Below are 20,376 nucleotides of genomic sequence, written 5' to 3'. Positions count from 1 at the left end.
GAACTGATGATAACGTTGACTTTACCATATGATCGAGAAATTGAATTACTCGAACCAGATTTAAAGGCTCAATTACAAGGTCACGAACTGCATTTTTCTTATTGTGGAGACAAGGCTAAGCCCTTAGCTGAGCAGTATAGGCTGTTTCGAACAGTATTGAATGTCGATATGGATGCTCGGGTGATTGGTGATGGCTTTCAAATGTTGTGTCAAACATCGGGGACGTTGAATTGCCCTATCGATATAGGCCGTTGTCCAGATAATAGCCTTAGTTATCGAATTTATCCGAACCATGCTAATAAGCGTTATTACAACTATTTTGTGGTTGAGAATAGAGATGGATACCTGTTGTTTGGTTTTACCTCTTGCCAGCGATTTGCAGGCTATTTTGAATTGATCAATGAGTTAGGAAAAACTTATTTAGTCGCATCAATTGATGGGGAGCGCATCGATCCCAGTAAGTGGACTGATCATACTTTAGAGTCGGTCGCTATTTTGCAAGACGCCTCCTTATCGACCATCTATCAACAGTATGCCGAGCTTATCAAAAATCATCATAAACCACGTGATGGAATAACCAAACCAGCGCCCATTGGCTGGTGTTCATGGTATGCATATTATGCTGATGTGAATGAACAGAATATCAGGTCAAATCTTGCTGTCATGAAAGGTGAGTTGGCGGATTTAGAGTGGGTGCTATTGGATGATGGGTATCAAGCTTTTATGGGAGATTGGTTGACACCTTCAGCAAAATTTTCCGGTGGGGTGAAAAATCTTATCCAGGAAATTAAACTGGCTGGAAAAAAGCCTGCAATATGGCTTGCTCCATTTATTGCTCAACCAGAATCTAAACTTTTCCAGCAACATCCCGACTGGTTTGTCAGTAATGCGCATGGACAGCCACTTGAAGCTGAAAAGATCACTTACGGTGGCTGGCGCTGTACGCCTTGGTATGTATTGGATGGTTCTCATCCGCAGGTTCAGGCTTATTTAACTCACGTGATCAAAACCATGCGAGAAGAGTGGGGCGTTGAGCTGTTCAAGTTGGATGCTAATTATTGGGGAACGCTAAAAGGGAATCGTTATCTATCGGGAGTGACTGGGGTTGAGGCTTATCGGATGGGGATGCGAGCGATAGCTGACGGTGCTGGTGATGCTTGGTTATTGGGGTGTAATGCGCCGATGTGGCCATCGCTCGGTCTGGTGGATGCAATGCGAGTATCTGATGATGTTGAACGTCATGCTTCTCGTTTTGAGCAAATTGCGAAAGAAACTTTTTATCGTAGTTGGCAGCATCGTCGGTTATGGCAAATTGATCCAGATTGTGCGACTTTTATCTCATTACCGAACCAAGCAACTGAGCATGCCAGTTATGAATTTCACCGCAATGTTCTTTTGGCCTGTGGCGGTTTCTTATTATCGGGTGATCCGCTGCCGGAATTGTCTCCTTTTGCTCAAGCAAGTCTTCAGAAATTAATTGTTCGCCAGCAACAGACTCAAGCATCGTCGACATGGATGTCTTTGGCGATGAATCATGCCCGATTAACTTTAACCCCTCACCATCAATTACACTGTTTATTTAACTATCAAGAGGAGGCGGGTACATTTGTCTTGACGGCGACTCAACCTGTTCATTGGTATGATTATTGGAGTGGTAAGGCGCTGTCGATAGAGCCGACGTCAGTATTTGAAATTACGCTGGCGAATCGATTAAGCAGTTGCGCGATTATTGCTTCTGTTGAGCCTTTTTTTAGTGATTGAATGGAATTTATGCCGATTTGACGTTGTCATTGCTTGGTAAGGTGAATTCAAAACAAGCTCCACCCAAACTCGAGCTCGAGGTTACTATCAAATGCCCATGATGTTGACGGGCGATTTGTTCAGCAATCGCTAATCCTAATCCAAAACCACCACTGGCCTTATCTCGCGCCGATCCGACGCGATAAAACGGTTTAAAAATATGTGGCCAATGGGTTTCCGGGATCCCGGGACCATCGTCTTCAATCGTCACTGTCCAATCAATATAATCACAACTGACACTGATTTTTACTTGCTGCTTGGCATAGCGAGAAGCATTGCGTACCACGTTGGAAATTGCCCGGTTGAATAAATTACTATCGACTAGTGGCGTTGGCCATTGCTGTGGCGCTTGCAATTCAATGGTTACTGGCGACTCGATTTGCCATTTTTCGATTTGCGTTGGCAGCCATTGCGCTAGGTCGAGGCTAATGAAGGTTAATGGCGTCGTTTCCATTTTACCTAAGCGAAGCAGCTCGTTAATCATCTCTTCGAGTTCGTGGATGTCATCTTCGATGCCAGCAATGTATTTATCCTTTTTTTCTGGCATATCTTGCAGCATATCAAGCTGGCACTGAATCCGAAACAACGGGGTGCGCACCTCATGGGCAATCGCGTTGGTGAGCATTTTATGACTTTCAATCAGATGAGAGATTTTATCTGCCATAGCATTAAAGCTGCGGTTAAGCGTTCCCAATCTCATTGATCCCGTCTCTTTTGCTCGAATGCTTAAGTCACCTTTGGCTAAGGCTTGCGTTACTTGTTCGAGGTGTTTGAATCGCCACATAAATAGCTTCATCATCACCATGCTGTACACGGCAAAGCAACCCATTAAAACCAGGACAAAAACCCAATCTTCGATCTCTGAGGCAATCCAAATCTCAGCTTCTGGATCGCGATAGATATGATAGATGGTATCGGTTGGTTCAAAAATAAAGATAGAGCCATCGTCATCATTACTATAAACGTGATGATTAGCTAATTGTTCTTTCACTTGAGGCGTCAGTAACGGCGAGTCTTTAGACAGTGGCTCAATGAGAAGCCAGTTAGCCTTGATCATCGACTGTAGTTTTTCTTGCGCGATTTCAATGCCCTGTTGATCGGCAATAAACTCTAAAAGCTCAAGGGTACTTTGGATTTGTTGACTGTGCGCCACTAAGTCAAGATCAGGAGAGAGCCAGTCATCAATAGTGACATAACTGACTAAAGTAAACATAAAAATACCGACCAGAGCGAGATACAGCTCTAAATAAAGACGTTTCATAGTCTCCCTTTATGACCAACTTTCTGGGACAAATAAATAACCTTTACCACGTAAGGTTAAGATACGTTTTGGGACCGATGAGCTGTCGCCAAGTTTACGGCGTAAAATGGCCACTTTATTGTCGATGGTTCTATCAAGACCATCGTACTCAATACCACGAGTTTCTTTGACTAAATACTCGCGTGACAGCACTTGCTCAGCATGGCTCGCCAGTAACCACAAAAGGTCAAATTCACTGTCGGTAAGTACAATATCTTCACCAGAGAGAGAGCATTGACGAAGCTTATGGTTGATACTGAGCTGCCCAAAATGAAGCTGATGATCGTTGTCTGGATGCGCTAACTCGGTTTGTTGCTGGCGACGTAATAGCATGCGGATTCTCGCCAATAATACCCGAGGTTTAATCGGCTTATTAACAAAGTCATCGGCGCCTAGCTCAAGGGCGGCGACATGGTCGATATCATCATCACTGGCGGTTAAAAAGACAATTTTCCCTTTGTAGTCGTTACGAATCTCTCGGCAAATCGATAAGCCGTCTAAACCGGGTAGCATCAGGTCGAGAATCACTAAATCTGGCTGAATTTGCAAAATCAGGCTGCTCGCTTGCAGGCCGTCGTGAGCTAGATGAACCTCAAACTCATTATTTTCCAAATAGCTAGTCAGCAGCTCTGCGAGCTTTACATCGTCTTCAATAAGTACAATTTTCATAAGTGAATCATCAGTTAAAAATAGCGTGGATACAATAGGGGCGGACAAAACGGTACATTACGTGGTGCTGTGTACGGCTTGCATACATACGCGTACAAAACATGAGTTGTGTCACAAAAAGTAAGTAACTATAGTTCGGGTCAATACGTTAATAGTACGAGTATCATCCCATGAATTCTATACAACCCTATGAAAACCGTACGCGTTTAGTCGGCCTCGACTTTTTACGCGGCTTGGTTATTTTTATGGCCATCTTTGAACATTATACGGGGTATTTAAACTATTGGTATGTGGATTTTTTCCCTAAAGAGAGCGATTTTTATGAGACATTATATCGTTCACACTTACCAATGTTGGGGCAACTTGTCCCGATGGACAGTTTTACCGGACAAGTCTCAGCATGGTTGATTCCTTGGGTGAGTCAAGTCTATTTAGCGTTAGCGGCCTTTAATCTTTCGGCGCGATCATCTGAGCATATGCGAGCAACACTGGTGAAAAAACTGGCTCTGTTTTTGAGCATTATTTTTGTGTTGTACATTGAAGGTTTTATTATTGCTCCTAACTTTGGTGAGGCAATTTCATTTTATCCGGTCATGCTATGGATGACGTTACTGGCTTTTTTCTCTATTGTTTACGCCTTTTTTGGTATTCGCGGCATGTTGGTGTTGACCGTATTGAGTACCATCGTCAGTCAGTTGGGTGTGACATCATTACTAGAGCATGCTGAACTATGGATGCAAACCCATGTTCATCCCGGTTATGAGTTGGATGCGCGGTTAGATCTGTTTATGGCCAGTGGGTGTTTTGGTTTCCTCTACGGGTGGGTGTGGCATCATTACGCTGAAAAACGTGATGCGCTGAATAAACTTGTATTGGGTATTGCGCTGGTGGCTTTATCGCTTTATTTCTTGAATGGTCAAGCCGCGACGATTGATTTGCATGATGTCTATGCCGAAGAGCATGCCTTAGCAGAAGATACCATTGGTCGTCTCGGGATTTGGGGCACGGAATTTTTGGTGATTGGTTTAATTTTAACACTGCATCAAGCGGGAATTCGCTTAAGCTGGCGACCACTCAATTGGATTGGCATGTACTCACTAACCGTGTTTATCTTCCATAAGTCGATTTTTATCTTCTTATGGGGTCCGTTGCTTACTTGGGCTTCAGCAAAGATGGGAACGACTTTACCCAATAATTTCTTGCTGATCTTTACTCTATGTTCATTATCGGTTGGCATCATTTATCTGTTCAAGCGTTCGGGCATTATTTGCCATCTGATGGGCGATCATCAAGATCAGATGTGGAAAGACGTTTACCGTAAGAAGAGGTTATCGGATGCTTAATCCAACGATGATTCTCGCTTACCAAGCTATCATCGTGCTCACGCTGACCCTATGGGTCGGCGTGGTGCGTTGTGATGAGTTTAGCCTTGGGGCCAGTTTTGGTATTGATAGCCCTGCGGTGAGTTCATCAACCAAATGGGAGTGGTCACCGAGCATTGCTTACGAAAAAGAGACGGAGTTTGGACTGTTTTTTGCTCAGGGAGGTGAAGCGGGGCTGGCTTTACCTATGCCTTATTGGGACAAGGCTTATTTTACCGTTGGCCCAGTCTTATTGAGCGAAGAGCAGGGCTCATCACGAATCGGTTCAAGTTTGCGTATCGGGTATTTATTTACTGAATCACTGTCGGCCTCATTAGCATGGCAAAAGGATTGGTCAAATGCTGTCGGATCACAGTGGCTGATTGATGGCTCCTATCAGCTTAATGATGAGTGGAGTATCAATGGCTGGTCTCGCTATGCGGACAAACATAATCAAGCGTTACGTGATGTCTCTGGGACTTGGCGTGATGTCGGCATCAGTGTTGAATGGGAAACGCCTTTTTTATCCGATTGGGTGAGCTCGGTGGAGGTTGGCGTTAATCATCAAGTCGATAGGAATTTCACCGAGCCAGTGCTGACTTGGAGTGTACGTTATCTGTTTTGGTAATCATCCTTTACCACAATTCATCCCGCATACTTTGTCATTGAGGTCAATCGGTGTTAATGCACTTGCTTATGGGGTTAGATTCAGACAAAACCATACATTTCATGACTGAATGATTTTGATATTTATCTTTATAATAAATACTGTTAATCACTAATAGGATCGCTGTTTACTATGTCGAAAACATTGGCACTTTCTCCGATTATGGGCTTGATGGCTTGCCTTGGGCTTCACTCCCCTCACGTGTTAGCGGAGCCTGTCGCTTGGGATCAAGCGGGGCAGGTTTGGCAAACACAGCAATCTGCGCATTTTGTGGTCCATTTTCGTAGTGAACTCGCCAGTAGTGCAGCACGAGCATTAGATATTGCTGAGCAGGTTCATCAAGAGCTTGCGATTCAGTTTTCACAAATGCCAGTGGAGAGAACTCATCTCACACTTGTCGATGATTATGATTACTCTAACGGATGGGCTACGCCACTGCCTTACGCACAGATACGTCTGATCATCAATCCACCTAGCGATGTGAATGGCTTAGAAGGTAATGATGAGTGGCTGCATTTACTGATCCGTCATGAATATACCCATATTATTCATATGGAAATGAATGATGGTGCTGTTACCATTGGACGAGGCATTGTCGGCCGTCATCCTCTTTTATTCCCACATGCTCTTACCCCCTCGATGCTATTGGAAGGTTTGGCGGTCTATATGGAAAGCCAAAACGATCATGGTGTGGGTCGATTACACAACAGTCACTTTGCAATGCAGATGCGTATGGAAGTGGCGAGTGGTGAGTTAGCCGATATTGAACAAGTGGTGGTGGCGAATAAGCGTTTGCCCTTTGGCAGTAACTATTTGTATGGTGCTTATTTTGTTCAGTATCTAGCCAAAACCTATGGTGAAGAGTCTGTTCAGGCCTTTTTAACCGATTACAGTGGCTATTTGGTTCCGGGACTTTTCTTAAATCTCAGTGCTAGACACATTTTTGGGAAAGATTTTTTCGCGCTTTGGGAAGAGTTTCGTGCCGATTTGAACACGCAGTTTGCCGATCAACTGACTTCGAATGAGGCGTTTACTTACCATGAGTTCGATGCTCAGCCATTTGAGTATTTGTTAGCCCATGACAATGACACGTTGCTCGCTTGGCGTCGAAATGGCGACGATCGCGCTAACCTTGCTCAATGGGATGATAAGCATGGTCAATGGCAAAGTCTGGTCAGTACCAAAAGCTTAACCAGCATCGACTCGCATCCGACGCAAGGGCTAGTGGTTTCGCAGATCAATTCGTATGTTGATGGGCGTGTTTTTAATGATCTGTATCGTTATGTTGATGGTCAGTGGCAGCGTTTAACTGAGCAGCAACGCTTTGCGCAAGCACGCTGGAGTAACGATGGGCAAAGCATTTTTGCGGTCCGTCATCAGCAAGGTCTGGCTGAGTTATGGCAAATCGAATTAAATGGCAAGCAAACGCAATTGTGGCAGGGTGAACCCAATTGGGTATTAGGCGATATGGCCGTGTCACCAAACGGTGATATTTATGCCACAGTGAAAGCGCCTTTTCAGTCGTGGAATATTATGCGTTTTGATCAGCCAACGCAAAGCTGGATGGCGGTCACTGAAACCGCCGCTACTGAACATCAATTGAGCTTTACTGCGCAAGGCGATTTACTGTTCAGCGCCGATTATACTGGGCGTTATCAGATTTATCGTCTTGATTTGCAAACCAATATCGTTGAACAATTAACCGCAGAAATCGGCGGTGCATTTTCACCGCAATCGGGGCCTGAAGGGATTGTTTATCAAGCGTATGAGCATGATGGTTACCATCTGCGCCGTGTAGAGAATCCGCAAGGACTTGCCGATATACCGCTATCGACGCTACCGGTGGCTAACACCGTGAATGCGGCTCCGATAGCCACGGTCACTGCGACAGAGAAAAGTCAGCCCACAGGATATTCGCCATTATCGACGTTAGCGCCACGTTATTGGGTGCCGGTATGGCAGTCTGATGATAATCAATCGTTATTTGGTGTTGCTACTAGTGGCTCCGATGTATTGGGTCGCCACCAATATGAGATCATGGCGGCATGGGACAGTAAAAATGCGTTTGCTGCTTATCAACTTGGCTATCAATACGATAACCGCTGGCAAGCGACATTAAGTCGTGAACATGAGTTTAAATTTAACGCATTAACGGGTAAAGACGATCGGATTGTTCGTCAGGATGATTTCACTCTGCAGCGTAACCATTTATGGCATGGGTTTGATGACCACTTAAACGTTGGCGTTGGAACCTATTGGCAGAAAGAAGCGTTGGTCAAATCTCCTCAAGGTTCTCACTATGCGGACGCGAGTAATGAATGGCTGGCCGGTGGTGCGATTCAATGGGATAACCGTGAAGGCTTATTGAATATCCCCGGTTACGCTTGGGGACATTACGCTGACTTAGTGTGGGAAACCAATATTGACGGTGACTACTCAGGACAGAAGTGGCAAGCACAGTGGCAGGCGAACTGGGATTTACCCGGACGTTTACGCTTAACAACGCATGTGGCCGCCGGTTATGCCGATGCTAAAGCTAAACCTTTTGAACTTGGTGGTTATACGGGTGACGAAGCACAACTTTATGGCCGAAATGAACTTAAACTACGCGGTTATGGTTCTGCGGCGCAAGTGGGCCAGCAATATGCCACACAAAGTATTGAGCTAAGCCGTTTGCTGTATCGCGCTGAGCGAAACTGGGGCTTATGGCCGATTGGTTTAGGTGACATTTCTGCGACCGCATTTGTTGATTCTGGTTCCAGTTGGAATTCTCAGCAAAGCTACAGTGCATTAACGGGCATCGGTGCTGAGTTACAAGTCGATGCGATCGTTTTGTATGGTAATGCGTTACCGATTCATATTGGATATGCCCATGGTTTAGACAGTAAGCTGGGCAAAGATGAAGTGTACATTAAGCTCGCGGCTGAGTTTTAAGAGAGAAAAGAGCCTGTATGCAAACAGGCTCTTTTCTCATCAGTCATTCATCTTTTGTCACTATTTTCATTCATTCGATACATGTTTTTTCTCGGACATAGCATCTAAAATTGATATAAATCAATTTTAGATGCTGTCTAATTTAGATAGCGTCAATGTTGATACCCAGTAGGGCTAATCAAATTGAGGAAAAAACGATGTTAGATACCCTCATGTTGTCGCGGCTCCAGTTTGCAGCCAATATCAGTTTTCATATCTTATTTCCTACGATAACAATTGCGTTAGCGTGGATCATGGTGTTTTTCAAATGGCGTTTTGTTCGTACTCAAGCTCAATTATGGCTTGATCTATACTATTTTTGGGTCAAGGTATTTGCGCTTACTTTCGCTCTTGGGGTTGTCTCTGGTATTACCATGAGTTTCCAATTTGGTACCAACTGGCCGGGTTTTATGGAAAAAGTCGGTAATGTTGCCGGACCATTACTGGGTTATGAAGTGATGACCGCTTTCTTTATGGAAGCCACTTTCCTTGGTGTGATGCTGTTTGGACGGGGAAGGGTTCCAGAATGGGTGCACACCTTAGCTACCGTACTGGTTGCGATTGGTACTTCACTTTCTGCTTTTTGGATTTTGGTTCTCAATAGTTGGATGCATACGCCAACGGGTTATGAATTAATCGATGGTGTTGTGCATGTGACTAGTTGGAAAGAAGTAATTTTGAACCCTTCCATGCCTTATCGTCTCGCCCACATGTTACTTGCTTCGTTGCTCACTGCCAGTTTTGTTATTGCTGGGATCTCGGCTTATCAGTACCTGCGTAATTCACAACTTAACGCCGCCAAAGTGGGCATGAAAGTGGCGATTATCCTAGCTGCTGTCAGCATTCCGGTGCAGATTTTGGTCGGTGATTTACATGGCTTAAATACGCTTGAACATCAGCCTGCAAAAATTGCCGCGATGGAAGGAGTCTGGGAAACAGAGCAAGGCGCGCCGTTGTTGCTTTTTGCTTGGCCTGATGAAGTGGCACGCAGTAATCATTTTGAAGTCGGGATCCCTAAATTAGCCAGCTTCATTTTAACCCATGACTTAAATGGTGAAATTCAGGGCTTAAATGAGTTTGCGCCAGATCATCCTCCGGTCAAGCCTTTATTCTTTGGTTTTCGGATCATGGTGGGTGTCGGGATGTTGATGCTCTTGGTGAGTTGGTTCGGTGCTTGGCGATTGCTACGCCAACAATCACTACCGAAAGCTTACTTATACACTTTAGTCGCGATGACCTTTTCTGGTTGGGTAGCAACCTTAGCGGGTTGGTATGTGACAGAAATTGGTCGTCAGCCTTGGTTAGTGCAAGGGGTATTACGAACCTCAGATGCGGTAACGACGGTGGCGAGTAGCTCTGTAGCCACGTCATTAGTGATGTACTTAATTGTCTATGCGGTCTTGCTGGTGGCTTATATCCATACCCTGTTTTATTTAGCCAGACAGTTTTCATCGCCCACCGAAACAGTCACGACTAGTGAGCAAAAGGTATCACCATGATCACACATCTACCTGAGATTTATCTATTACTGCTGGGCTTTAGTGTCTTTATGTATGCCGTGCTTGATGGCTATGATTTAGGCGTTGGCATTTTATTACCGCGTAATAATGAGCCGCAACGCGATCGAATGATCGCTTCGATTGGCCCTTTTTGGGATGCCAATGAAACGTGGCTAGTGTTAGGTATTGGTATTTTATTAATCGCGTTTCCTGCCGCTCATAGCTATATCCTTACCGAAGTTTATATGCCGGTCGCCATTATGCTGATCGCCTTGATTATGCGAGGTGTGGCGTTCGATTTTCGTGCCAAAGCGAACGCCGATCACAAAAATCATTGGGATTTGTGCTTTAAAACGGGTTCATTGCTCGCGGCCCTGACCCAAGGTTACATGATTGGTCGCTATGTGATGAGTTTTGAACAGTCCACACAAGCGTATGCCTTTGCTCTGCTCAGCGCGTTGTGTGTCACAGCGGCTTACGTGTACATTGGTGGCGCATGGTTAGTTTTAAAAACTGAAGGTGAGTTACAAAAACGCGCGGCATATTGGTCTCGCCGCGCTGGCTGGTTAGCGGCATTAGGTATTTTAGCGGTCAGTGTGGTTAATCCACTGTTTAATCCGATGGTGGCTGAGCGTTGGTTCAGTTTTCCTGAGATGTTACTGTTGGCTCCGGTGCCATTGGTGGTGCTAGCAACCATTTTTATGGTTGATCGTTATTTAAGACGGGTGCCGGTAGAGAATGATATGGGCGTGCAATGGCCATTCTTTGGGGTAATGTTGATTTTTGCTTTAAGCTTTCTTGGTTTAGCTTACAGCTTCTTTCCGGATGTGGTGCCTGGGGTGATGACAGCGCAAGAATCAGCCGCGTCTACTGCCAGCTTGTTAGTGGTCGGGATTGGAGTCGTGATTGTTATGCCAATGATCTTGCTTTATACCTTTGTTGTCTATCGGATTTTTAAAGGTAAGGCGACAGACTTAAGCTACAAGTAATAGCGTATAGTGGCATTGGAAAAATAATGGCCTCGAAAGAGGCCGTTATTTTATGGTGTCTAGATAACCTTGCAGGCAAAGCCTTTCAGATAAAAACCTTCCGGGTATGCGGTATCAACGGGATGATCCGCCGCTTGTTCGAAGCGTTCGATAAACTTGACATCGCGACCGGCATCCAGCGCTGCATCGGCAATGATTTTTTGAAACAGGACTTGATCCATTAAACCCGAGCACGAATAGGTGAGTAGGGTGCCACCCGGTTTTAAAATTTGCATCGCTAGCATATTAATATCTTTGTAGCCACGACAAGCACCGTTCAGCTGAGCTTTAGACTCGGCAAACTTCGGTGGGTCCATGATCACCACATCGAATTGTGTGCCTTGCTCTCGGTATTCGCGCAGCAGTTTGAATACATCCGCATTGAGAAACACCGCGCGTTTTTTGCTGATATCAAATTCATTGAGCTCGGCATTCATCTTCGCATTATCGAGTGCTGGCTGTGACACATCGGCATTAATTACCCGCTTAGCGCCACCTTTTAACGCGTATAACCCAAAGCCACCGGTGTAAGAGAAGCAGTTGAGTACTTCTTTATCTTTAACGTATTTCATCGATTGCTGACGGCTATCGCGTTGATCAAGATAAAAGCCAGTTTTATGGCCACCAACAATATCAACACGAATTTTAATGCCATTTTCTTCAATCACCACCACCTCTGGTGGAACTTCTCCGTGCAATACACCAACGCGCTCTTCTAAGCCTTCTTTCTTACGCACGGCAACGTCTGAGCGTTCATAAATATGACAATCGGCAAAGCAGTGTTTAAGGGCCGTGATCAAGTGCGGTTTTTGGTATTCAGCACCGGCACTGAGTAGCTGACAGACTAAATAGTTATCATATTTATCAATCGTGATCCCGGGCAAGCCATCCGATTCGGCAGCAATTAGGCGATATCCAGTGATGCCGTCACGCTCAATCAATTCGTCGCGCAGTTTTTGAGCCTGCTGAATACGTTTGATAAAAAAATCACTATCAATGCTTTCATTGTTAAAGCTCCATACACGAGCACGAATTTGAGAGTGGGGAGAGTAAGCCGCTTTCGCTAACCATTGTCCATCATGCGTGTAAATATCGACCGTTTCACCAAGTTGTGGATCGCCTTCAACTTTGCTAATGCCACGAGAAAAAACCCAAGGATGTTTACGACGTAAAGATTTATCACGACCTTTGACCAGATAGATTGCTGGAGTCATAGAGCTACTCATATGTTTCATACAAAAGAGCGCGTATTGTCATGTAACTGACGATGAAATGCAAACAAGGATCACCCGTGATATATACTATAGTTGTTGATTGTTTTTTATCATTAAGAGCTTCAGCAAGGAGGTGTTATGGTCATCCAATGTGAAAAATTTACAGTCACAGGATTAGTACAAGGCGTTGGTTTTCGTTATCACACCGCTCACCAAGCGCTCAGCTTGGGCTTAACCGGATACGCTAAAAATTTAAATGATGGTGATGTTGAGGTGATTGCTTGCGGTGAATCAGGTAAAATAGGCGAATTTTTTGAATGGTTAAAACAAGGGCCGAACAGTGCCAGAGTGGATCACGTTGATCGCATTACATCGATCATTGACACTCCTTGTCAAGGTTTTCACATACTTTAGAGACTAAGCCGCTAGGGCACTTCGTGGCCCTCTTGATTACAAGCACTTGGCTGGTTTTGGTAAACCGGCGAGTTTGGTCGCTTGTTTGGCTGGGCCTTTGGGAAACAGTTTAAAAAGATACTTGCTGTTTCCTTTCTCGGGGCCGTGCTCTTTCTCCATGGCTTTGACTAGCATTCTAATCGCCGGCGAGGTATTAAACTCGACATAAAATTGCCGTACAAAATGAACTACTTCTAAATGAGCATCACTAAGTATGATGCCTTCTTCTTTCGCTAAATGGGGAATCATACCTTCTTCCCAAACCGTATGATCAAGTAAGTAGCCTTGTGAATCTGTTTCGATACTTTTACCGTTATATTCAAACATCGCGAGTTGCCTAAACTTAAAGTGAGCATAGGGTAATAGAGAGAAAGAGAGAGCTCAAGAAAAATAAAAGCCCGAAAGCGATTTTCGGGCTAATGAATCATGTGGTTAGCGCAGAAGGATTAGTCGCGCATAATACCAAGGATGCTTAATAGGCTGATGAATAGGTTATAAATCGAGACATACAAGGTGATAGTTGCCGAAATATAGTTGGTTTCACCACCACGGACGATTTGTTGTGTTGTGAGTAAAATTGCACCAGTAGAAAATAGTACAAACATTCCGCTCATCGCTAAATACAACATTGGCATTTGTAGGAAAATGTTAGCAACCATACCAATGAGTAGTACGACAAAACCTGCCATTAACAGACCACCTAAGAAAGAAAGATCTCGTTTGGTGGTGAGTGCATAAGCGGATGCGCCCATAAAGGCAAGAGCCGTGCCCCCAAGAGCAGTGAGGACGACATCTCCCATTCCTGCGCCGATATACAAATTGAGAATCGGCCCAATGGTATAGCCTAAAAATCCAGTGAATAGGAAGGTAAAGACTAAGCCTAAACCATTGTTACGGTTTTTCTCTGTCAGGAATAATAGCCCATAAAAACCGACTAACATAATCAGTAGGCCAGGCCTTGGTAAGTTCATTGCCATAGAAATCCCAGCAACAACCGCTGACCATAATAATGTCATGGAAAGCAGCGCATAGGTGTTTCTGAGCACTTTGTTGGTTTGTAAGGCACCGTCATAAGACGAGGTGCGTGAATACATTGGACTGTTCATACTCTTCCTCATAGAAGCTGTAGTTAACTATGTAGACAGTAATGGGGTGAAAAGTTCACTATTTCAATCCCATATCTGTGTTTTTGTTTACGAGAATAATAATCAAAAAGCGCGAATTAAGTGTGAACAAGTTGTAACATGATATTACTTGCGTTCGCTATTCATACTAGAACGGGACGCTCGCGCTTGTGAATAGGTAACCTTATTCTACGTTAAAATAGACGTAATAATAAGAAACTTTTAGCGTATTGGCGGGGCGTACATAATTCCTCCGGCGTTCCAAAGAGCATTAAGTCCACGTGGAATGGCTAGAGGAGAGTCTTCGCCGACATTACGTTGAAAGCTTTCATCATAATTACCGACTTGTTTAATCACTTGATAAGCCCAATCGCTATTGAGGCCCAGTGGTTGTCCAATGTCGCCTTCAACGCCAAGTAGTCGTCGTATTTCAGGGTTGGTTGATGTGCGCTTTTGGTCGACGTTGGCTGAGGTAATGCCGAGTTCTTCGGCGTTAATCATCGCGGCGAGTGTCCAGCGAGTGATATTTAACCAGCGGTCATCGCCTTCTCGTATAACGGGGCCAAGAGGCTCTTTGGAAATAATTTCCGGTAGAATAATCGCCGAATCGGGTTTGGCTAAGTTAAGTCGTAACGCATAGAGCCCAGATTGATCCCCGGTGATAGCAACGCAACGTCCTGCATTGAAGGCGCGGGCGATTTGTATTGCGGTATCAAAAACCACGGGTTGGTAACTCATGTTGTGATGGCGAAAATAATCATCCAAGTTCAATTTGGTGGTGGTTTCTGATTGGACACAAATCGGTTGATTATGAAGTTGACTGATTTGGGTTATGGTGGATTTTTTATTAACCATAAATCCTTGCCCATCATAAAAATTAACGCCAACAAAGTTGAGTCCCATTGTGGTATCTCGCTCAAATGTCCATGTGGTATTGCGAGAGACCACATCAACCAGCCCCGATTGTAGAGCTTGGAAGCGTTCACGAGCGGTTAACGGGATAAATTCGACTTTATTTTTGTCACCTAATACTGCGGCAGCCACGGCGCGACAATAGTCCACATCTAAACCTTGCCACTGACCTTTGCCGTCGGCATCGGAAAATCCAGCCAAACCAGTACTGATGCCACAAGTGAGCTTCCCTTTGGTTAGTACTTGATCTAACGTTGATGGCGATGCAAAAGCGATATGAGTTGTGAACAATAGCGATACAGTACAAGTCAAAATAGCCAATCGTTTTGCCATAGGAATTTCCCTCTTTGAACTAAAGTGCTTGGTCAACTTGCCGATCATTATAAGCGTAGATAAGAGAAGCCACTTCTACCAAGTCAAATTAATGTTAGATTGCTTCAATAACCTCTCTACTGTTGGTATTGTTTTTTTGTTAGCATGGCGTGACCGAATCAAATAAAAAGGTAGCAGACCAACAATGCGCTATTTCCCCTTGTTTCTTGATTTACTGAATAAAGCCGTACTGGTCGTTGGTGGTGGTGAAGTGGCATGTCGAAAAATTGAAACGCTACTGCGTGCAGGTGCTTATGTTACGGTTGTTTCTCCACAAATAGCGTCACCAATTCAAGTATGGGTTGAACAGGGGCGTTGCCAATGGGTGAAAAATTTTTATTCTTCACAGTTCGTTACCAAAGATTACCGACAGGTGTGGGCGACCACCGATAATCCTGAACTTAATCATCAAGTCTATCGTGATGCGACTGCGGCCGGTATTTTAGTTAATGTGGTCGATGACCAACCGTATTGCGATTTTATCACGCCCTCAATCTTGGAGCGAGGACGCATTCAAATTGCTATTTCGAGCGGTGGCGCTTCTCCGGTATTAATCCGTAATGTCCGAGAAACACTGGAAGCCGTTTTACCACAAAATCTTGCATTATTGGCCGATTTTGGGGCCTCAAAACGTAATTCGATTAAAGAATATTTACCCACCGTCGATCTCCGACGTAAATTTTGGGAACATTTTTTTGCGCAAAATGCCGTGAAAAATGCCACCAGTCGTGAAACATTAGAAAAGTGTTATCGAGCTGCACTTACGGAAGAAATTAACGAACGTGGCGAAGTCGTTTGGATAGAATATGGTGCAGATGTTGAACTTTTACCCCTAAAAGCATTGCGTTATATGCAGCAAGCAGAATTGGTTTTATTTGAGCAGGCATGCCCTTATGACTATGTTGATCTTTGCCGACGTGACGCTGAACGTGAAAGTTTTAATCATCCTGGGCAATTGAGTAAACGCCTAGTTGTGGCGAAACAAGCACAGCAAAGTGTCGTAATATTGGTCTCTGCTGATAAGCATGAATATTTATTATTACAGGGGCAAGAGCGAGTATTAAAACAAGCCAGAGAAGGGTAACAAGGGTAACAAGGGTAACGATACCGCGTTACCCCATCTGTGAATACGGTTAGCGTAGAGCAAATTGTTCAATAGCGACTGCAACGCCATCTTCATCGTTGCTCAAGGTAATATGATCGGCAATCCGCTTGGTTTCTTCCATAGCATTGGCCATGGCAATGCCGAGCCCGGCATACTGTAACATATGATGATCATTTTCAGCATCGCCCATACAGATCACTTCTTTGGCATCAATGCCTAAATGGTCGGCTATCGCTTTAACGCCGATACCTTTATTGCTTTTCGGGTTAAGAAATTCAAGGAAGAAGGCCGCACTTTGTACAATAGTATAATCTTGATGTAATGAAGAAGGTAATTGACGGATTGCGGCGGTTAATACTGGAGGTTCAGCAACCATCATCGCTTTGATAATAGGATGGTCATCAGATAATTGTTCGAAGTCCATCTCAGTAATTGGCAAATGATTAATCGTTGCTTCAACTTCTGTATATTGGCTGGTTTTTGGCGTAATTAACCCGTGAGTTTGACTAAAAGCGTGGGTATTAACCCCAAGTTCTTGAGCTAAGCGAGCCACCATTTTTGCTGAGCGGCCATCAATGATTTGTTGATAAATAATATCACCGGTTCCCACATTCTGTACTATGGAACCATTGTAGTGAAGTACATAGTCATCCTGTGAGGTAAGGTCTAACTCTTCCAGTTTACTGCGCATCCCGGCCAGTGGGCGGCCAGACGCCAGAACAACGTAAATGCCCTGTTCACGAGCTTTTGCAATGGCTTGTTTGGTACGTGATGAAATCTGTTTTTGGCTATTAAGCAGGGTGCCATCCATATCAAGAGCGATCAATTTGTACATGTGTTACCTAACGTGGCTGAATCGGACAGATTAAAGTATGACAAGATACGTGTTTTCTCTGCAAACTAAAAGTAAACGTGTGTAACTATTGAGCGTACAATCAAATTCTAACCTTGTTTTTTTCTTTTATTCATCCGGTTTTAAATTGACCAGACGAAACGCATCCATTAAGGTCTGCGACCTGAAATTGATAATGATAGATTAGGCACGTTGATTTTGTATAAAGTAAACGAAATATTTGAGACCATTCAGGGTGAAGGCGTTTTTACCGGGGTTCCTGCTGTCTTTGTCCGCTTACAGTATTGTCCGGTTGGCTGTGCTTGGTGTGACACTAAACAGACTTGGCATGCGCTCGAGCAAGATCAGCGTAGCATGGAACAAATCATGGTAAAGCAGGGGGATAGCCCGACATGGTGTTCGGTGTCTACTGATGAAATTATTTCGCAATATCATCGGCAAGGTTTTTCAGCCAAACATATTGTTATTACTGGTGGTGAGCCGTGTTTTTATGATCTGTTGCCATTGACGCAGGCGTTTGAAGCTATTGGGTGCCAATGTCAAATTGAAACCAGTGGCACCTTTGAGGTTCGAGCCACCGAGCATACGTGGGTGACTGTTTCACCGAAAATTGCCATGAAAGGTAAATTACCGGTGCTAAATACGGCGTTAGTGCGAGCGAATGAAATCAAACACCCAGTGGGAACAGAAAAAGATATCGAACAGTTAGATGCTTTGTTAAGTCAAGTGGTGCTACCAACCTCGACGGTCATTGCTTTGCAACCACTAAGTCAAAAGCCACGAGCGACGCAATTATGTATTGATACATGTATTGCTCGTAATTGGCGGCTATCGATTCAAACTCATAAATACCTAAATATTGCATAGAGGATAACAACATGAGCAAAGCTGTTGTGGTGTTCAGTGGTGGGCAAGATTCAACGACCTGTCTCGTTCAAGCGCTAAAAGAGTATGATGAAGTACATGCCATCACGTTTGACTACGGTCAGAGGCACCGGCTGGAAATTGAAGTGGCGCAAAAGTTAGCGATGAAATTAGGCGTGAAAGCGCATAAAGTGATGGATGTCACTTTACTCAACGAATTGGCTATCAGTTCTTTGACGCGTGATGAGATTCCAGTTTCGCATGAACGACAAAGTAACGGCTTACCTAACTCTTTTGTACCTGGACGTAACATCCTGTTTTTAACGTTAGCGGGTATTTATGCTTACCAAATCGGGGCTAATACCGTGATTACTGGTGTTTGTGAAACCGATTTTTCTGGTTATCCTGACTGTCGTGATACCTTTGTTAAAGCAATGAACCATGCACTTGTTCAAGGGATGGCAAAACCATTAACCATTCGGACACCGTTAATGTGGCTCAATAAAGCCGAAACATGGGCGCTGGCCGATCAGCACCAAGCTTTGGAATTGATTCGCCATCAAACTTTAACTTGTTATAACGGAATCATGGGGGACGGGTGCGGAGCTTGTCCATCTTGCGATTTGAGAAAAGCGGGGTTGGAGCAATATTTGGCAAACAAAGCCGTGTGGACCAAGTCGTTACTTACTAAGGTCTGTTGATCTTTCGCGATTAAATTTTGTTCGAAAGGTCAACTGCCCCTAAACAATCTAGTAAAAAGAAGCAATCACGGAAATTTGCCACCATAAATAGCGAATCCCCTGTATGTAAAAACAGTATTTTTGCTTGACAAAGAAACCAACTGTACTATGCTGGATATATAACCAGTGGTAAAGGAGGTCATCTATGTTATGGGAGACATTAGAACGAGTTAACCGCCTGCGCCAACAGGCGATGTCAGATCCAGAATTTGTGGCGTCAGCCAAAAATCATGAGGAGACGTTAAAGTTTGTCGAACAAGAATTTGAACCTAAACGCAGAGGCAAAGCTAAGTCTGTAAAAGACAAAAAATTAGCCGATATTTATAAACAAACAGAATTTAGTTATAACCCTTCTGGTATCAAACATTGAATATGGTACGCCACATTATTTATAGTGTGGCGTACTCTACTTTCGGTGATCAATCTGTTCTTTTCGTGAGATGATGCGTCAAAAATCGGCTTTAACCACGTAGTAAGGGTTTGTTGGCTGGTTAATATGCTTAAGTTCAGAGCGAACTAAGCGATTCCATAACGATTTATCAAAGGTCGCTTTGGGAATCGAAGGATAAAGCGTATCAAGCTCTTCATAAGCATAACGCAGAAACTCTTTTTTCTTAATCTGGTTATATATTTTGAGTACTTGATTATGATGCTTTATCCATTCGAGCTTAAAGGCACGTAAAGCTGGCTCTGCTTGCTCGAGAGGCATGCGAGATAAATAGATTCGTTTGTAGGCAACCTTTCTGTCTATCATTGTTAACATGGTGGTTTGGATATAACGACCATGATGTGTAATCGAAATATCTTGTTCTGAAAAAGGGGACAGACACCAACCTTTTGGTAAAAACGTGGCGCTTTTATACTGTTGATTACGGAGTTTTATTGCGTCATATAAAACAATATCTGATGTGCCACGAAAGGTTGCTTGCCATTTCGCTATACGAACTTGAATTGAACCCGGTAGGCGGAATACGTGCATAAATTTATCTTGCGTCATAGCGATATATTGATCCAGTAAGTTGTTCTAACGATGAAATAAATCTTACCCAGTATTTTATATAGGGTGAAAATACGTTAATACTGACCGAGCCAAACTGAGCACACTCGTATCCCTTACTAATTGGAACAGCACGGACAGCAACTCCGAGCCATTTGGGTCTATCCCTTGCTACTTGAAGCTACGGGGCTACGTTCGTTCACCCCAATCAAATAGACTGTCTATGCTCATGGGGGACTCGCTCACTTGCCGCCAACCGGCAACGCCAAGTTGTTTGGGTATAGAAGATTATTATGATGTGTTGAGTGTGGAGCGTTATTCTACACGTAATATGTTTCAATACCCAAGTAACTTTGACATTCTTCTTGCTAGGGTCTGTTGACCTTTCGCGATTAGATTTTGTTAGAAATAAAAGCGTTTGTAGCTCCTTTCTACGGCGTTATCG

Annotated in this window: 19 protein-coding genes; 11 read left to right on the top strand and 8 right to left on the bottom strand. The window is 44.0% G+C overall.

Annotated elements, in window-relative coordinates; all coding sequences use genetic code 11:
• The first annotated feature begins 6 nt into the window (after positions 1 to 6).
• Positions 7 to 1,761 (top strand): glycoside hydrolase family 36 protein, encoded by a 1,755-nt coding sequence (locus CAG57_RS08295; protein ID WP_161426905.1) that lies wholly within the window; start codon positions 7 to 9, stop codon positions 1,759 to 1,761.
• Positions 1,762 to 1,768: 7 nt separating this feature from the next.
• Here the strand turns inward: CAG57_RS08295 and CAG57_RS08290 are convergent, their stop codons facing one another.
• Positions 1,769 to 3,061, bottom strand: coding sequence for an ATP-binding protein (locus CAG57_RS08290; protein ID WP_161426906.1), 1,293 nt, complete (start codon positions 3,059 to 3,061; stop codon positions 1,769 to 1,771).
• A 9-nt stretch (positions 3,062 to 3,070) separates the two neighbouring features.
• Complete coding sequence (locus CAG57_RS08285; protein WP_161426907.1) at positions 3,071 to 3,769, bottom strand: response regulator; 699 nt, start codon at positions 3,767 to 3,769, stop codon at positions 3,071 to 3,073.
• A 170-nt stretch (positions 3,770 to 3,939) separates the two neighbouring features.
• Between CAG57_RS08285 and CAG57_RS08280 the strand changes: the two genes are divergently transcribed.
• The 5 genes from CAG57_RS08280 (at position 3,940) to CAG57_RS08260 (ending at position 11,258) form a co-directional block, all read left to right on the top strand.
• Positions 3,940 to 5,112 (top strand): hypothetical protein, encoded by a 1,173-nt coding sequence (locus CAG57_RS08280; protein WP_158138508.1) that lies wholly within the window; start codon positions 3,940 to 3,942, stop codon positions 5,110 to 5,112.
• A complete protein-coding gene (locus CAG57_RS08275; protein ID WP_154168044.1) occupies positions 5,105 to 5,758 on the top strand; it encodes a hypothetical protein in 654 nt (217 codons plus the stop codon). Before CAG57_RS08280 ends, CAG57_RS08275 begins: the two co-directional genes overlap by 8 nt.
• Before the next feature lie 171 nt (positions 5,759 to 5,929).
• Positions 5,930 to 8,731 (top strand): TolB, encoded by a 2,802-nt coding sequence (locus CAG57_RS08270; RefSeq protein WP_161427306.1) that lies wholly within the window; start codon positions 5,930 to 5,932, stop codon positions 8,729 to 8,731.
• 197 nt (positions 8,732 to 8,928) lie between these two features.
• Positions 8,929 to 10,269 (top strand): cytochrome ubiquinol oxidase subunit I, encoded by a 1,341-nt coding sequence (locus CAG57_RS08265; protein WP_161427307.1) that lies wholly within the window; start codon positions 8,929 to 8,931, stop codon positions 10,267 to 10,269.
• Entirely contained in the window at positions 10,266 to 11,258 is a 993-nt protein-coding gene (locus CAG57_RS08260) for a cytochrome d ubiquinol oxidase subunit II (RefSeq protein WP_099612498.1), read from the top strand. The genes CAG57_RS08265 and CAG57_RS08260 overlap by 4 nt, the downstream gene beginning before the upstream one ends.
• Positions 11,259 to 11,317: 59 nt before the next feature.
• Here the strand turns inward: CAG57_RS08260 and CAG57_RS08255 are convergent, their stop codons facing one another.
• On the bottom strand, positions 11,318 to 12,511 hold the full coding sequence (locus CAG57_RS08255; protein WP_161427308.1) for a class I SAM-dependent methyltransferase: 1,194 nt from the start codon (positions 12,509 to 12,511) through the stop codon (positions 11,318 to 11,320).
• Positions 12,512 to 12,649: 138 nt separating this feature from the next.
• On the opposite strand from CAG57_RS08255, the gene yccX reads away from it, so the two are divergent.
• Positions 12,650 to 12,925, top strand: a complete 276-nt coding sequence (yccX, locus tag CAG57_RS08250) for an acylphosphatase (protein ID WP_099612496.1) — start codon at positions 12,650 to 12,652, stop codon at positions 12,923 to 12,925.
• 36 nt (positions 12,926 to 12,961) lie between these two features.
• On the opposite strand, the gene CAG57_RS08245 is transcribed toward yccX, so the two are convergent.
• The 3 genes from CAG57_RS08245 to CAG57_RS08235 all read right to left on the bottom strand — a co-directional run bounded on the left by CAG57_RS08245 (position 12,962) and on the right by CAG57_RS08235 (position 15,333).
• Positions 12,962 to 13,291 (bottom strand): TusE/DsrC/DsvC family sulfur relay protein, encoded by a 330-nt coding sequence (locus tag CAG57_RS08245; protein ID WP_161427459.1) that lies wholly within the window; start codon positions 13,289 to 13,291, stop codon positions 12,962 to 12,964.
• A 119-nt stretch (positions 13,292 to 13,410) separates the two neighbouring features.
• Entirely contained in the window at positions 13,411 to 14,070 is a 660-nt protein-coding gene (locus CAG57_RS08240) for a Bax inhibitor-1/YccA family protein (protein ID WP_099612494.1), read from the bottom strand.
• Positions 14,071 to 14,310: 240 nt separating this feature from the next.
• A complete protein-coding gene (locus CAG57_RS08235; RefSeq protein WP_161427460.1) occupies positions 14,311 to 15,333 on the bottom strand; it encodes an amino acid ABC transporter substrate-binding protein in 1,023 nt (340 codons plus the stop codon).
• Positions 15,334 to 15,517: 184 nt separating this feature from the next.
• On the opposite strand from CAG57_RS08235, the gene CAG57_RS08230 reads away from it, so the two are divergent.
• Positions 15,518 to 16,456: a precorrin-2 dehydrogenase/sirohydrochlorin ferrochelatase family protein gene (locus CAG57_RS08230; protein WP_099612492.1), complete on the top strand. Its 939-nt coding sequence runs from the start codon at positions 15,518 to 15,520 to the stop codon at positions 16,454 to 16,456.
• A 49-nt stretch (positions 16,457 to 16,505) separates the two neighbouring features.
• Here the strand turns inward: CAG57_RS08230 and yidA are convergent, their stop codons facing one another.
• Positions 16,506 to 17,312 carry a sugar-phosphatase gene (gene yidA, locus CAG57_RS08225; RefSeq protein ID WP_099612491.1) on the bottom strand — a complete coding sequence of 269 codons (807 nt, stop codon included), beginning with the start codon at positions 17,310 to 17,312 and terminating at the stop codon, positions 16,506 to 16,508.
• A gap of 216 nt (positions 17,313 to 17,528) precedes the next feature.
• On the opposite strand from yidA, the gene queE reads away from it, so the two are divergent.
• The 3 genes from queE (at position 17,529) to CAG57_RS08210 (ending at position 19,304) form a co-directional block, all read left to right on the top strand.
• Positions 17,529 to 18,197, top strand: a complete 669-nt coding sequence (queE, locus tag CAG57_RS08220) for a 7-carboxy-7-deazaguanine synthase QueE (RefSeq protein ID WP_161430793.1) — start codon at positions 17,529 to 17,531, stop codon at positions 18,195 to 18,197.
• An 11-nt stretch (positions 18,198 to 18,208) separates the two neighbouring features.
• Complete coding sequence (gene queC / locus CAG57_RS08215; protein ID WP_161430796.1) at positions 18,209 to 18,895, top strand: 7-cyano-7-deazaguanine synthase QueC; 687 nt, start codon at positions 18,209 to 18,211, stop codon at positions 18,893 to 18,895.
• Positions 18,896 to 19,079: 184 nt separating this feature from the next.
• The gene (locus CAG57_RS08210; protein ID WP_099612488.1) at positions 19,080 to 19,304 is read left to right on the top strand and encodes a hypothetical protein; all 225 of its coding nucleotides are present in this window, start codon (positions 19,080 to 19,082) and stop codon (positions 19,302 to 19,304) included.
• Between the two features lie 78 nt (positions 19,305 to 19,382).
• Here CAG57_RS08210 and CAG57_RS08205 read toward each other — a convergent pair whose 3' ends face one another.
• Positions 19,383 to 19,931, bottom strand: a complete 549-nt coding sequence (locus CAG57_RS08205; protein ID WP_161426990.1) for an MSHA operon transcriptional regulator — start codon at positions 19,929 to 19,931, stop codon at positions 19,383 to 19,385.
• Between the last annotated feature and the right edge of the window lie 445 nt (positions 19,932 to 20,376).

It is taken from the genome of Vibrio sp. V30_P3S12P165 (assembly GCF_009904905.1).
Lineage (GTDB): Bacteria > Pseudomonadota > Gammaproteobacteria > Enterobacterales > Vibrionaceae > Vibrio > Vibrio fujianensis.
The sequence above is the reverse complement of the archived record's forward strand: the minus strand, read 5'-3'. Positions and strand labels throughout refer to the sequence as shown.

Excerpts from the sequence above, each read along its gene's own strand:
- CAG57_RS08295 (WP_161426905.1), top strand. The coding sequence starts at position 7 with ATGATAACGTTGACTTTACCATATGATCGAGAAATTGAATTACTCGAA.
- CAG57_RS08290 (WP_161426906.1), bottom strand. The coding sequence starts at position 3,061 with ATGAAACGTCTTTATTTAGAGCTGTATCTCGCTCTGGTCGGTATTTTT.
- CAG57_RS08285 (WP_161426907.1), bottom strand. The coding sequence starts at position 3,769 with ATGAAAATTGTACTTATTGAAGACGATGTAAAGCTCGCAGAGCTGCTG.
- CAG57_RS08280 (WP_158138508.1), top strand. The coding sequence starts at position 3,940 with ATGAATTCTATACAACCCTATGAAAACCGTACGCGTTTAGTCGGCCTC.
- CAG57_RS08275 (WP_154168044.1), top strand. The coding sequence starts at position 5,105 with ATGCTTAATCCAACGATGATTCTCGCTTACCAAGCTATCATCGTGCTC.
- CAG57_RS08270 (WP_161427306.1), top strand. The coding sequence starts at position 5,930 with ATGTCGAAAACATTGGCACTTTCTCCGATTATGGGCTTGATGGCTTGC.
- CAG57_RS08265 (WP_161427307.1), top strand. The coding sequence starts at position 8,929 with ATGTTAGATACCCTCATGTTGTCGCGGCTCCAGTTTGCAGCCAATATC.
- CAG57_RS08260 (WP_099612498.1), top strand. The coding sequence starts at position 10,266 with ATGATCACACATCTACCTGAGATTTATCTATTACTGCTGGGCTTTAGT.
- CAG57_RS08255 (WP_161427308.1), bottom strand. The coding sequence starts at position 12,511 with ATGACTCCAGCAATCTATCTGGTCAAAGGTCGTGATAAATCTTTACGT.
- yccX (WP_099612496.1), top strand. The coding sequence starts at position 12,650 with ATGGTCATCCAATGTGAAAAATTTACAGTCACAGGATTAGTACAAGGC.
- CAG57_RS08245 (WP_161427459.1), bottom strand. The coding sequence starts at position 13,291 with ATGTTTGAATATAACGGTAAAAGTATCGAAACAGATTCACAAGGCTAC.
- CAG57_RS08240 (WP_099612494.1), bottom strand. The coding sequence starts at position 14,070 with ATGAACAGTCCAATGTATTCACGCACCTCGTCTTATGACGGTGCCTTA.
- CAG57_RS08235 (WP_161427460.1), bottom strand. The coding sequence starts at position 15,333 with ATGGCAAAACGATTGGCTATTTTGACTTGTACTGTATCGCTATTGTTC.
- CAG57_RS08230 (WP_099612492.1), top strand. The coding sequence starts at position 15,518 with ATGCGCTATTTCCCCTTGTTTCTTGATTTACTGAATAAAGCCGTACTG.
- yidA (WP_099612491.1), bottom strand. The coding sequence starts at position 17,312 with ATGTACAAATTGATCGCTCTTGATATGGATGGCACCCTGCTTAATAGC.
- queC (WP_161430796.1), top strand. The coding sequence starts at position 18,209 with ATGAGCAAAGCTGTTGTGGTGTTCAGTGGTGGGCAAGATTCAACGACC.
- CAG57_RS08210 (WP_099612488.1), top strand. The coding sequence starts at position 19,080 with ATGTTATGGGAGACATTAGAACGAGTTAACCGCCTGCGCCAACAGGCG.
- CAG57_RS08205 (WP_161426990.1), bottom strand. The coding sequence starts at position 19,931 with ATGACGCAAGATAAATTTATGCACGTATTCCGCCTACCGGGTTCAATT.